We start from the raw sequence: 12,073 nt of genomic DNA, 5'->3' as shown, positions 1-12,073 counted from the left end.
CTCGACAGCAGACGTCCCATTCAGGAAAGAGAGCACTACGACAGCCATGGCTGAGGCCCAGAACATCCCGGTGGGCTCGACCACCGCCGGCTCGATCGCGGTCGCCGCGGAGTCGACCGTCGCCACGCGCATGAGCGCGCCCCCCTCCTTCGACGTGGCGGACTTCCCCGTCCCGCACGGCCGGGAGGAGGAGTGGCGGTTCACCCCGCTGGAGCGCCTGCGCGGTCTGCACGACGGCACCGCCGTCGCGAACGGCGACGGCGTGAAGGTCGACGTCCAGGCCCCCGAGGGCGTCACCGTCGAGGCCGTCGGCCGCGACGACGCGCGGCTCGGCAAGGCCGGCACCCCGGTGGACCGGGTCGCCGCCCAGGCCTACTCCGCCTTCGAGAAGGCCTCGGTCGTGACCGTCCCCAAGGAGACCGTCCTCACCGAGCCCATCCGCATCGCGGTGCACGGCGAGGGCGGCACCGCCTTCGGCCACCAGGTGATCGAGCTGGGCGCCTTCGCCGAGGCCGTCGTGGTCATCGACCACACCGGCGACGCGGTGCTCGCGGCCAACGTCGACTACATCCTCGGAGACGGCGCCAAGCTGACCGTCGTCTCCGTCCAGGACTGGGACGAGAAGGCCGTCCACGTCGCCCAGCACAACGCGCTCGTCGGCCGTGACGCCTCCTTCAAGTCCGTCGTCGTCACCTTCGGCGGCGACGTCGTCCGGCTGCACCCGCGCGTGCGGTACGCCGGCCCCGGCGGCGAGGCCGAGCTGTTCGGCCTCTACTTCACCGACCAGGGCCAGCACCAGGAGCACCGCCTCCTCGTCGACCACAACGTCCCGCACTGCAAGTCGAACGTCGTCTACAAGGGCGCGCTCCAGGGCGACGACGCGCACGCCGTGTGGATCGGTGACGTGCTCATCGAGGCCAAGGCCGAGGGCACCGACACGTACGAGATGAACCGCAACCTGGTCCTCACTGACGGGGCGCGCGTGGACTCCGTACCGAACCTCGAGATCGAGACCGGCGAGATCGTCGGCGCCGGCCACGCCTCGGCGACCGGCCGCTTCGACGACGAGCAGCTCTTCTACCTCATGGCCCGCGGCATCCCGGAGTACGAGGCGCGCCGCCTGGTGGTCCGTGGCTTCTTCGCCGAGCTGGTCCAGCAGATCGGCCTCCCCGACATCGAGGAGCGCCTGATCGCCAAGATCGAGGAGGAGCTGGAGGCGGCGGTCGCATGACCTTCGTACGCGCCTGTGGACTGGGCGAGCTGGAGGACGACACCCCGAAGCGGGTGGAACTCGACGGCACGCCCGTGTCCATCGTGCAGACCGAGGGCGAGGTGTTCGCGATCCACGACATCTGCTCGCACGCGAACGTCTCCCTGTCGGAGGGCGAGGTCGACGACTGCCACATCGAGTGCTGGCTGCACGGCTCGCGCTTCGACCTCCGTTCCGGCAAGCCCGACGCCCTTCCGGCGACGCGCCCCGTCCCCGTATACCCCGTAAAGATCGAAGGGGACGACGTGCTCGTCTCCCTCACCCAGGAGTCCTGAGGCACCCATGGCAACGCTTGAAATCCGAGACCTGCACGTCACCGTCGAGGCCGACAACGCCACGAAGGAGATCCTCAAGGGCGTCGACCTCACCGTGAAGCAGGGCGAGACGCACGCCATCATGGGCCCCAACGGCTCGGGCAAGTCGACCCTCGCCTACTCCCTCGCGGGTCACCCCAAGTACACGATCACCGGCGGCACCGTCACCCTCGATGGCGAGGACGTCCTGGAGATGTCCGTCGACGAGCGCGCCCGCGCCGGCCTCTTCCTCGCCATGCAGTACCCGGTCGAGGTCCCCGGCGTCTCCGTCTCCAACTTCCTGCGCACCTCCGCCACCGCCATCCGCGGCGAGGCCCCCAAGCTGCGCACCTGGGTGAAGGAGGTCAAGGAGGCCATGGAGCGCCTCAACATGGACCCCGCCTTCGCCGAGCGCAACGTCAACGAGGGCTTCTCCGGCGGTGAGAAGAAGCGCCACGAGATCCTCCAGCTGGAGCTCCTCAAGCCGAAGATGGCGATCCTCGACGAGACCGACTCCGGCCTGGACGTCGACGCCCTGCGCGTCGTCTCCGAGGGCGTGAACCGCGTCCGCGAGACGGGCGAGGTCGGCACCCTGCTGATCACGCACTACACGCGCATCCTCCGCTACATCAAGCCCGACCACGTGCACGTCTTCTCCGGCGGCCGGATCGTCGAGTCCGGCGGCGCCGAGCTCGCCGACAAGCTGGAGGAAGAGGGCTACGAGGCCTACACGAAGGGTGGCGCATCCGAGTGACACAGTTGCCGGGCCTTCTCGACACCGAGGCGATCCGCAAGGACTTCCCGATCCTGGACCGCCAGGTCCACGACGGCCGGAAGCTCGTGTACCTGGACAACGCGGCGACCAGCCAGAAGCCGCGCCAGGTGCTGGACGCCCTCAGTGAGTACTACGAGCGCTACAACGCCAACGTCCACCGCGGTGTGCATGTGCTCGCCGAGGAGGCCACGGCGCTGTACGAGGGCGCGCGCGACAAGGTCGCCGCGTTCGTCAACGCGCCGAGCCGCGACGAGGTGATCTTCACCAAGAACGCCTCCGAGTCGCTCAACCTCGTGGCGAACATGCTGGGCTGGGCCGACGAGCCCTACCGCGTGGACTCCGAGACCGAGATCGTCATCACGGAGATGGAGCACCACTCCAACATCGTGCCGTGGCAGCTGCTCGCGCAGCGCACGGGCGCGAAGCTGAAGTGGTTCGGCCTCACCGACGACGGCCGCCTGGACCTGTCGAACATCGACGAGGTCATCACCGAGAAGACGAAGATCGTCTCCTTCGTGCTGGTCTCCAACATCCTCGGCACCCAGAACCCGGTCGAGGCGATCGTGCGCCGCGCCCAGGAGGTCGGCGCCCTGGTCTGCGTCGACGCCTCCCAGGCCGCCCCGCACATGCCGCTGGACGTGCAGGCCCTACAGGCCGACTTCGTGGCCTTCACCGGCCACAAGATGTGCGGCCCGACCGGCATCGGCGTCCTCTGGGGCCGCCAGGAGCTGCTGGAGGACCTGCCCCCGTTCCTCGGCGGCGGCGAGATGATCGAGACGGTGTCGATGCACTCGTCGACGTACGCTCCCGCCCCGCACAAGTTCGAGGCGGGCACCCCGCCGGTCGCCCAGGCGGTCGGTCTCGGCGCGGCGATCGACTACCTCAACTCGATCGGCATGGACAAGATCCTCGCCCACGAGCACGCGCTCACCGAGTACGCCGTCAAGCGGCTGCTGGAGGTCCCCGACCTGCGCATCATCGGCCCGACCACGGCCGAGGAGCGGGGCGCGGCGATCTCCTTCACCCTCGGGGACATCCACCCGCACGACGTGGGCCAGGTCCTCGACGAGCAGGGCATCGCGGTCCGGGTCGGCCACCACTGCGCGCGGCCGGTCTGCCTGCGGTACGGAATTCCTGCGACCACGCGAGCGTCGTTCTATCTGTACTCCACGCCGGCCGAGATCGACGCGCTGGTCGACGGCCTGGAGCACGTTCGGAACTTCTTCGGCTGAAGGGCGTGAGCTGAGACCGTGAAGCTGGACTCCATGTACCAGGAAGTCATCCTGGACCACTACAAGAACCCGCACGGGCGTGGTCTTCGGGATGGCGACGCCGAGGTGCACCACGTCAACCCGACGTGCGGTGACGAGATCACGTTGCGCGTGAAGTACGACGGAACGAAGATCGAGGACGTCTCGTACGAGGGCCAGGGCTGCTCGATCAGCCAGGCGAGCGCGTCCGTACTGAACGACCTCCTCGTCGGCAAGGACCTCGCGGACGCGCGGAAGATCCAGGAGACCTTCCTGGAGCTGATGCAGTCCAAGGGGAAGCTCGAGCCCGACGACGCGATGGAGGACATCCTGGAGGACGCGGTGGCGTTCGCCGGGGTGTCCAAGTACCCGGCCCGGGTGAAGTGCGCCCTGCTGAGCTGGATGGCCTGGAAGGACGCGACGGCCCAGGTGCTGGGCGGAGCCGACGCCGAGAAGGAGACGACGGCATGAGCGAGACCGTGGAGATGAAGCCGGCCTCGGAGGAGGAACTCCGTGAGGCCCTGATGGACGTCGTCGACCCCGAGCTGGGCATCGACGTCGTCAACCTGGGCCTGATCTACGGCATCCACATCGACGACGCGAACATCGCGACCGTCGACATGACCCTGACGTCGGCGGCCTGCCCGCTGACGGACGTCATCGAGGACCAGGCCAAGTCCGCCACGGACGGCCTGGTGAACGAGCTGCGCATCAACTGGGTCTGGATGCCGCCGTGGGGCCCGGACAAGATCACGGACGATGGCCGGGAGCAGCTTCGGGCGCTCGGGTTCAACGTCTGAGATCCCGCTGACGTACGTGAGGGCGGCACCCTTCCCGGGGTGCCGCCCTCACGCGTGCTCAGTCCAGCCCGGGCACGATCTGGAACGACGCGTCCGAGTGGTACTGGTGACTGTGCTCGTAGGGGTCCAGCCGGACCTGGAAGTCACGGTGCCGCAGGAAGCGCCCCGGGTAGTTGACCGACTCCAGCGAGAGCGTTCCCGACGGGGACCAGACGCGGGGGCAGAACGTGGCGTCCTTGCGGAACAGGGACGAGCCGTCGTCCCGGTTCGCGACCAGGACGAAACTGCGGTGGCGCAGGTAGCGGCCGTCCGCGGTGGTGAAGGAGTAGCAGGAGGAGTCGGAGAGGCCGGCGACGCGCTGGAAGGTGGCGTCCTCGCGCTGCTCGGAACCCGAGCCGATCCGGTCGAGGCGCACATAGCCGTCGCGCACCCGCCAGTAGCGGTCGGGGAAGTTGACCGCGCGTATGGATATGCCGGGGGAGGACGGGGGCTTCGGGCGCTTCGACGGAGCGGTGGACGCCTTCGGCGGCTCGGGGGCCGTGGTGCGGGGCTCCGGACTCGGAGAGGCGCTGGGAGCGCTGCTCGCCGGAGTGGGGGACGGGTGGGCGCGGCCCGCGCCGGGCTTCGCTGAGCCGCCCTCGGAGGGCGTCGCGAACGAGATCAGGCCGCCCGGGGCCGAACTGCTGAGGGTGGTCGGCTCCGCCGCCTGGGGGGTGGGCTCGGCGGACTCCCGGTTCATCACGGTGATGGCCGTGACGCTCGCGGTGACCGTGGCCAGGGCGAGGGCCCCCGCCAGCCACAGCCGTCGCGTTCCCGGTGCCCGGGTGGTGTCCGGGGCCCAGCCGCTCTCCCAGGGACGGTCCTGAGGCGGCCGGGACTTCTCTTCTGACATGCGATGTTCCTCCGGCGGGGCACCCTTGACGGCGGCGCGGTTGTGGGGGCCCGGTGTGTGATCGGGTGGACACCGTAGTGGACACGTGGGACTGGTGTGGCTCGTTTGGTGAGAGCGGTTTCTCTTCGGTATCCGGGCCCTCGTTATGTACGGCCGTACAGATGATGTGTACGCTCGTACACATGGGTTATCTGCTGCTGGCCGGCGCCATCGCCGCCGAAGTGGGCGCGACCACCGCCATGAAGTACAGCGACGGGTTCAGCAGGCTCGGGCCCTCGCTCCTCACGCTCCTGGGCTACCTCCTCTCCTTCGGGCTGCTCGCGCAGACCCTGAAGACCGTCTCCGTCGGCACGGCCTACGCCATCTGGGCCGGGGTCGGCACGGCCGCCATCGCCACGATCGGCATCGTCTTCCTGGGCGAGGGGATGACCGTCGCCAAGGCCGCCGGGATCGGGCTGATCATCGTCGGCGTCGTGGTGCTGAACCTGGGAGGTGCCCACTGATGCCCCGGCGCCACGACCCCGAGCGGCGGCAGCGGATCATCGACGCGGCGATCCGGGTCGTCGGATCGAAGGGCATCGCGGGGCTCAGCCACCGCACCGCCGCCGCCGAGGCCGACGTGCCGCTCGGCTCCACGACGTACCACTTCAAGACCCTCGACGAGCTGCTGGTCGCCGCGCTGCGGCAGACCAACGAGGGCTTCGCCAAGGTGATCGCCTCGTGCGGTGGTCTGGACGACCCCCGGACCGACCTGGCCGCCGAACTCGCCGGGTGGATCGGACAGTGGCTCTCCGGCGACCGCACGGGGGTGGAGCTGGAGTACGAGCTGTACCTGGCCGCCCTGCGCCGGCCCGCCCTGCGGCCCGTCGCCGCCGAGTGGGCCGAGGACGTCGCCGAGCAGCTGTCCCGGCGGACGGATCCCGTCACCGCGCGGGCGCTGGTGGCGGTCGTCGACGGGATCTGTCTGCAGGTGCTGCTGACGGGGGTGCCGTATGACGAGGCGTATGCGCGGGAGGTGTTGGGGCGGGTGCTGACGGGGGCCGAGGCGTGATGCGGGTGGGGGTGTCCCCGGGCCGGGGTTTGCGGATCTGCTGATCTGCTGTCGCCGGGTGGGAGGGGCTCGGGTTCGGTGTGCGCGGATGTCGTGACGTCGGTGTCCGTGCTGTTGAGGCGTGTTGTGCCGGGATGGATACCGCCCGTCCCGTGAGACGGCCCCGCACCGGTTCGCATCGACCGCCGTCCGCCGGTTAGGTTGCCCTCATGACCGACACGACTGCTCCTCGCACCACCGGCGCCGTGGCCGCCGGCCTCGCCACGATCGCCGCCGACGGCACCGTCCTCGACACCTGGTTCCCCGCGCCCGAGCTCGTCGTAGAGCCCGGCCCGTCCGGCACCGAGCGGCTGTCCGCCGAGCGTGCCGCGGAGCTGCTCGGCGGTGGCGCGACCGCGGCGATCGGCCCGGACGCCCGCCGGGGCGTCGAGGTGGTCGCGGTCCGCACGGTCATCGCCTCGCTCGACGAGAAGCCGATCGACGCGCACGACACCTACCTGCGTCTGCACCTGCTCTCCCACCGCCTGGTCAAGCCGCACGGCCAGAGCCTGGACGGCATCTTCGGTTTCCTCGCCAACGTCGCCTGGACCTCGCTCGGCCCGGTCGCCGTCGACGACCTGGAGAAGGTCCGGCTCAACGCGCGCGCCGAGGGCCTGCACCTCCAGGTGACCTCCGTCGACAAGTTCCCGCGCATGACCGACTACGTGGCCCCCAAGGGCGTCCGCATCGCCGACGCCGACCGGGTCCGCCTCGGCGCCCACCTCGCCGAGGGCACCACCGTCATGCACGAGGGCTTCGTCAACTTCAACGCCGGCACGCTCGGCACGTCGATGGTCGAGGGCCGCATCTCGGCGGGTGTCGTGGTCGGCGACGGCTCCGACATCGGCGGCGGCGCGTCGACCATGGGCACGCTGTCCGGCGGCGGCAACGTGATCATCTCCATCGGCGAGCGGTGCCTGGTCGGCGCCGAGGCGGGCGTCGGCATCGCGCTCGGCGACGAGTGCGTCGTCGAGGCCGGCCTGTACATCACCGCCGGCACCCGCGTCACCATGCCCGACGGCCAGATCGTCAAGGCCCGCGAGCTGTCCGGCGCGTCCAACATCCTCTTCCGCCGCAACTCGGTCACCGGCACGGTCGAGGCCCGGCCGAACAACGCGGTGTGGGGCGGACTGAACGAGATCCTGCACAGCCACAACTGATCAACGGCGGCCGTGACCTGCGGCCGCCTAATCGATCAACGCCCTGACCTGCTGCTGAGCTGTCGGTAGTTGTCGGCGTTGGTCATCGTTGAGCGCCCTTCCACGGCCCCAGGACGGCCCAGGGAGGGCGCTTGACGTTGTACCCGTAGCGGGGCCACTACCCTATGCATAGGGATGGTGCGCTGAATCGGCGCCAACACGACCTCCGGAGGGGTCTGATGCACCGCGATCGATTTGAGCTCGCACTTAAGCAACTTAATGCTCACGATGGTGCGCTATTCGAACAGCTGGCTTCGGCGTTTGCTGTTCTGGAGTTCGGAGAGCTTCGAACTGTTGCTTCTGTGGGAGGAGACGGGGGAAGGGATGCTCGTCTTTTTTCGCCCGTGGACGACGACACGGTAATTTTCCAGTACTCAGTAACTGTCGATTTCTCGGGTAAGATTCTCAGGACAGCGGAAAGGTTGAAAAATACCGCGCCGAGCGCCAGGGAACTGGTTTATGTAACCAATCAAGAGATTGGGACAAAGGTCGACGACGTAAAAAGGAGGCTGAGGAAAGAGTACAAGCTATCGTTGGATGTCTGGGATCGAGCCTGGTTCCTTGATCGGGTGAACCTGCACTCTCAGACCGAGGAGGCTGCCGAATCACTGGCAAAGATTAAGGTTGACCCGCTAGCTTCCTCGGCACTTGGCGTAACTCCTTCTCTGCCGTCACTTTCCTCTGTCGAGGAGCAGGAAGCAGCTCTTTTCCTTGAGCTCACCTACGGCGATGAGGATCGTCACAAGGGTCTTACGAAGGTCGGCTTCGAATCCCTCGTTAGGGCCGCCTTGCGAGATACTGATTCAGACCGGCGGATCACCCGCGAGGAAGTACACGAACGCGTCGCAAGCATGCTTCCCGGGGGACGCGAGTACGGTGATCTGGTTGACGGCGCTCTCAGGCGCTTGACAAAGGGGGCGGTTCGGCATTGGTCACGTTCTGACGAGTTCTGTCTTTCGCATGATGCGTCCTTGCGTCTCAAAGACCGCATGACGTCATACACCCTGATTCAAGAGAAATTCAGGGATGAAGTGCAATCCCGGGTGATTGAAATGGCCAACGTCGAGAATGAGAGTATCTCGACGGCCGAAACGGCTGCCGCGTGTGGCCTCGTCGAGGCAGCTCTCGACAGGATCCTCCTGGAGCGAGGCAAATCATTCGCAGATGCGCTCGTTTCTTCGCGAATCTCTGATTACCAGTCAGAGAGTCTTGAGCCACTTATCGACCGCGCGATGCGTGATACGAAAAAAACCCCTTCGAGCAAGGTTAGGAGAATCGTCTCGTATGCGATCTCCTCGATCATTAATAACTCCATCGGGGTAACTCGCGAATACATGCGCGGTCGCCTTGAGTCTTATACCTTGTTCTCGCTCTTGCAGGCTACGCCAGATGTACAGAAGACCGTGGTGAAGCTGTTCAGCGGCGGGACCATTTGGCTTGATGCTAACCTCATTCTCCCTGTGTTGGCGGAAGAATTGGCCGATGACGAGAATAGATCCTTCACTCGCTTGCTGGAAGCTGCACGCGACTGCGACATTTCCCTCCGTGTGACCAGTGGAATTGTTGAGGAGATAGCTTCGCACATGCGCCGATCCCTGGCTTATGCTCGCGTTGTCGGGCAGAGTAAGCGATGGGACGGGGATGTACCTTTCCTCGCCGCAGCTCATGCAGCGAGCGGAAGGGAAACAGCGGCACTAGGTAGCTGGCTGGAGAACTTTCGGGGTGGCGAACAGCCGCTCGAGGATGTGGCCGATTACCTGAGTGATGTGCACGGGATCCGGGTACAGGAACTAAACGAAGAGGCTGCCACAGCTGATATCGAGCTTCGCGGAGCCGTCCAGGATATCTGGCATGAGGCGCGAGAGCGAAGACTGAATAAGTTCGCTCCCGCGACGATTCAGATCCTGGTAAATCATGATGTCGAGTGTTATCTAGGTGTCGTGCAGAGAAGGAAGAAAGAAAACAAGAGTCCGCTGGGCTTCAACTCGTGGTGGCTGACTCTAGATGGGACGGCGTTTAAGGTCAATGAATTGCTTAGGAGTAGGATAACTGGGGATCCGCCGCTTTCCCCGGTGATGAGTCCTGACTTCCTGTTGAGGTACCTGGAAATCGGTCCCGTACGAGCGCAGATTTCCAAGAACATGCGCAGCGAGCTGCCAGTTATGTTGGACGTCTCATTTCTCGAGGGAGTCTCTCCCCACATAATGCAGGTGGTCGAGCAGGTGCGAGCAGAACATGGCAACCTACCTGGCAGGGTTCTCCGGAGAAAGATTCGCGACACGGTCAACCGCCTTAAGTCCGCTAAGGGAAAAATGGCTGATGGAGGAGTTGCCTTGGTTGAGCAGGAAGTCCTGGAAAGTATCGTCTCCACTAACGCTCAGGAATAGTAGTCGGATCAGGAAAAGGCGCGGGATGGTGTGTAGATAGGTCGGCGGAGCGGCTTTGGGCTGGAGCTGCTTTGGCGCGAGGGATCATGGCCCCGTAAGCTTCCGGCGCGTCGGGCAGTCTGTGAACCTGCCCGGTAAAGCACGACGTTGGGGCCATGATCTTCGAGGCTCGCGCCAAAGTGGCTGCCTAAAGCCGTGGAGCCGACCGCCCCAGCAGCCACGACGGGTTCTGACCTCGGCTGGGCCGTCTCACCTTTACCCCGGCCTGGTCTTCGCCCCCTGTGGGCGCGGACGGGCGACGGCGCGCGGCCCCGGTGACGAAGGCAAGGAGGGGCGGCGCGACGGCGACCGGCTGGCGCCGCCGCGCTGTGCGCGGCACCTCCGATCTGTGATCGGACTGCATGCAGTTCAGGAGGCCGGGGCAACGGCGAGCGAGGCGAGCCCTTGATGAAGTAGGGAAAGTCTTACCGCGTCCAGTGATCGGAAGCGGCCGGTCCCCGGCTTCAGCGAGGTGCCCTGTTCGGCTACCGTGCGATCTATGACCTCTGGATTGGATACGCCCCAAGGTGCGGCCGAGCTGGCCGAGTCGCTCTTGCCTCCGCTCGGGAACCGCTGGCTGCACACTCAGGCCGTGGCGGCGCGTGCGTCTGAGGCTTCGGCGGCTGTGTCCGCAGAGGACCGGGATCTGCTCATCGCTGCCGCGTGGCTGCATGACATCGGCTACGCCCCGGAGCTGCGGGACACGGGGTTTCATCCGCTTGACGGAGCGCGCTACCTGGAGACGCAAGGGGCACCGTCACGACTCGTCCGACTGGTCGCCCACCACTCTGGTGCGGTGTACGAGGCTGAACAGCGTGGGCTGACCGATGAGTTGGCTGTGTATGAGCGGGAGGACTCTCCCGTCCTGGACGCGTTGATCTATGCCGACATGACGACCGGCCCGGCCGGGCAGTCCTTCGACTTCGACCACCGCATCGACGAGATCTTGAAGCGATACGAGCCGGGCAGCGAGGTGCACAACGCGATCAGCAAGGCGCGGCCCTACCTGGGCGAAGCGGTCCAGCGGGTTCGAGGGCGCTTGGGCTGAGGCCCGGGTCTGGGCGCATGGCCGACAGGCGATCTTCCGCAGGTGCGTTGAATGCTCTACGGTCCGTCGCATGGGTGGCCTGGGGGACTTACTGAAGAAGCGTTGGGGCGTCGTGATTCTCTTACTGGGGATCTTGGCATGGGCTTCGGACATCATCGGGCCGGGGATTCTCATCCTCGTAGCCTCCGTAGCTGTCCTGTACTTCCTCCTCCAAGCGCCGCTCAGGTGCATCGCCCTGGGACGGCAGGGAAGGTGCCGCAACAACGCTCAAGGCCTCTTGCGAGGGTGTTGGATCCGTGAGCACAAGTGGCAAGGCCTGAAAGCACTGCGTGGAGCCGGAGGCAAAGCGCAAGGGCCCCACGCAGCGCTCATGCAGGATCGGCAGCAGATGAGTGCGACCCTGGGCGTCGCCGTCGGGGTCATTTCGGCGATCGTCGCGTGCGCGGACTTCATCTTCAAGTGATGCGCTGCCTGGGCCGAGTGCCTCAGCCAAGGTATGGCTCGGGCCGTTCCTGGAGTCCGTGATCAATCCGCATCCGCATCGACGGATGGATGTTCAGCCTGTCCAGCCGCCTGGGGTGCACGAACGCCACTTCCTTGCTCTCGCTGCTCGTGCGCAGCTCGCCGCCGACGATGCGCGCCCGGAAGCAGATGGAGAACTGCTGGCGCACTTCACCGTCGTCGTACGCCATGACGTGGGCCGGGTTGGTGTAGGTGCCGACCAGGCCGGTCACCTCGACGTCGAAGCCGGTTTCTTCCTTCGTCTCCCGTACGGCTGCGTCGGGCGCTGACTCGCCGACGTCGACCCCGCCGCCGGGCAGGGCCCAGAGGTCGTTGTCCGTCTTGTGGATCAGCAGGATTTCCCCGGCGTCGTTCAGCGCCACCGCGGTTACGGACGGGACGATGCTGTTCGCCTTCGGGGCGTTCGGATCGTTGAAGTAGTCGACTCGGGCCATGCCTCCAGCCTCGCATGTCTGGCAGACGAACCGAGTCGACGGTGGACCGGGTGCCGGTTCCGCCGGCGCCCGCT

Annotated in this window: 13 protein-coding genes; 11 read left to right on the top strand and 2 right to left on the bottom strand. The window is 66.3% G+C overall.

Annotated elements, in window-relative coordinates:
• The first annotated feature begins 46 nt into the window (after positions 1-46).
• The 6 genes from sufD to C1703_RS08725 are packed head-to-tail and all read left to right on the top strand — an operon-like array spanning position 47 to position 4,388.
• Positions 47-1,231, top strand: coding sequence for a Fe-S cluster assembly protein SufD (gene sufD / locus C1703_RS08750; RefSeq protein ID WP_114251364.1), 1,185 nt, complete (start codon positions 47-49; stop codon positions 1,229-1,231).
• Positions 1,228-1,545 (top strand): non-heme iron oxygenase ferredoxin subunit, encoded by a 318-nt coding sequence (locus C1703_RS08745; RefSeq protein ID WP_031117374.1) that lies wholly within the window; start codon positions 1,228-1,230, stop codon positions 1,543-1,545. The genes sufD and C1703_RS08745 overlap by 4 nt, the downstream gene beginning before the upstream one ends.
• A 7-nt stretch (positions 1,546-1,552) precedes the next feature.
• Positions 1,553-2,317, top strand: a complete 765-nt coding sequence (gene sufC, locus C1703_RS08740; RefSeq protein WP_114251363.1) for a Fe-S cluster assembly ATPase SufC — start codon at positions 1,553-1,555, stop codon at positions 2,315-2,317.
• Positions 2,314-3,570, top strand: coding sequence for a cysteine desulfurase (locus C1703_RS08735; RefSeq protein WP_114251362.1), 1,257 nt, complete (start codon positions 2,314-2,316; stop codon positions 3,568-3,570). Before sufC ends, C1703_RS08735 begins: the two co-directional genes overlap by 4 nt.
• A gap of 18 nt (positions 3,571-3,588) precedes the next feature.
• The gene (gene sufU, locus C1703_RS08730; RefSeq protein WP_114251361.1) at positions 3,589-4,059 is read left to right on the top strand and encodes a Fe-S cluster assembly sulfur transfer protein SufU; all 471 of its coding nucleotides are present in this window, start codon (positions 3,589-3,591) and stop codon (positions 4,057-4,059) included.
• Positions 4,056-4,388 carry a metal-sulfur cluster assembly factor gene (locus C1703_RS08725; RefSeq protein WP_031117370.1) on the top strand — a complete coding sequence of 111 codons (333 nt, stop codon included), beginning with the start codon at positions 4,056-4,058 and terminating at the stop codon, positions 4,386-4,388. Before sufU ends, C1703_RS08725 begins: the two co-directional genes overlap by 4 nt.
• Positions 4,389-4,446: 58 nt before the next feature.
• On the opposite strand, the gene C1703_RS08720 is transcribed toward C1703_RS08725, so the two are convergent.
• Positions 4,447-5,280, bottom strand: coding sequence for an AbfB domain-containing protein (locus C1703_RS08720; RefSeq protein ID WP_114251360.1), 834 nt, complete (start codon positions 5,278-5,280; stop codon positions 4,447-4,449).
• Between the two features lie 182 nt (positions 5,281-5,462).
• Here C1703_RS08720 and C1703_RS08715 point away from each other — a divergent pair, with 182 nt between their 5' ends.
• The 5 genes from C1703_RS08715 (at position 5,463) to C1703_RS08700 (ending at position 11,043) form a co-directional block, all read left to right on the top strand.
• Positions 5,463-5,783 (top strand): multidrug efflux SMR transporter, encoded by a 321-nt coding sequence (locus tag C1703_RS08715; protein ID WP_114251359.1) that lies wholly within the window; start codon positions 5,463-5,465, stop codon positions 5,781-5,783.
• Positions 5,783-6,331: a TetR family transcriptional regulator gene (locus C1703_RS08710; protein ID WP_114251358.1), complete on the top strand. Its 549-nt coding sequence runs from the start codon at positions 5,783-5,785 to the stop codon at positions 6,329-6,331. Before C1703_RS08715 ends, C1703_RS08710 begins: the two co-directional genes overlap by 1 nt.
• Positions 6,332-6,540: 209 nt before the next feature.
• A complete protein-coding gene (gene dapD / locus C1703_RS08705) occupies positions 6,541-7,530 on the top strand; it encodes a 2,3,4,5-tetrahydropyridine-2,6-dicarboxylate N-succinyltransferase (protein WP_114251357.1) in 990 nt (329 codons plus the stop codon).
• Between the two features lie 218 nt (positions 7,531-7,748).
• Positions 7,749-9,956, top strand: a complete 2,208-nt coding sequence (locus C1703_RS38905; protein WP_157993089.1) for a hypothetical protein — start codon at positions 7,749-7,751, stop codon at positions 9,954-9,956.
• A 538-nt stretch (positions 9,957-10,494) separates the two neighbouring features.
• A complete protein-coding gene (locus C1703_RS08700) occupies positions 10,495-11,043 on the top strand; it encodes an HDIG domain-containing metalloprotein (protein WP_114251356.1) in 549 nt (182 codons plus the stop codon).
• 485 nt (positions 11,044-11,528) lie between these two features.
• Here the strand turns inward: C1703_RS08700 and C1703_RS08690 are convergent, their stop codons facing one another.
• The gene (locus C1703_RS08690) at positions 11,529-11,999 is read right to left on the bottom strand and encodes an NUDIX domain-containing protein (protein ID WP_114251355.1); all 471 of its coding nucleotides are present in this window, start codon (positions 11,997-11,999) and stop codon (positions 11,529-11,531) included.
• Positions 12,000-12,073 lie beyond the last annotated feature (74 nt).

The organism is Streptomyces sp. Go-475 (assembly GCF_003330845.1).
GTDB lineage: Bacteria > Actinomycetota > Actinomycetes > Streptomycetales > Streptomycetaceae > Streptomyces.
This window is presented reverse-complemented; position numbering and strand designations above follow the sequence as displayed.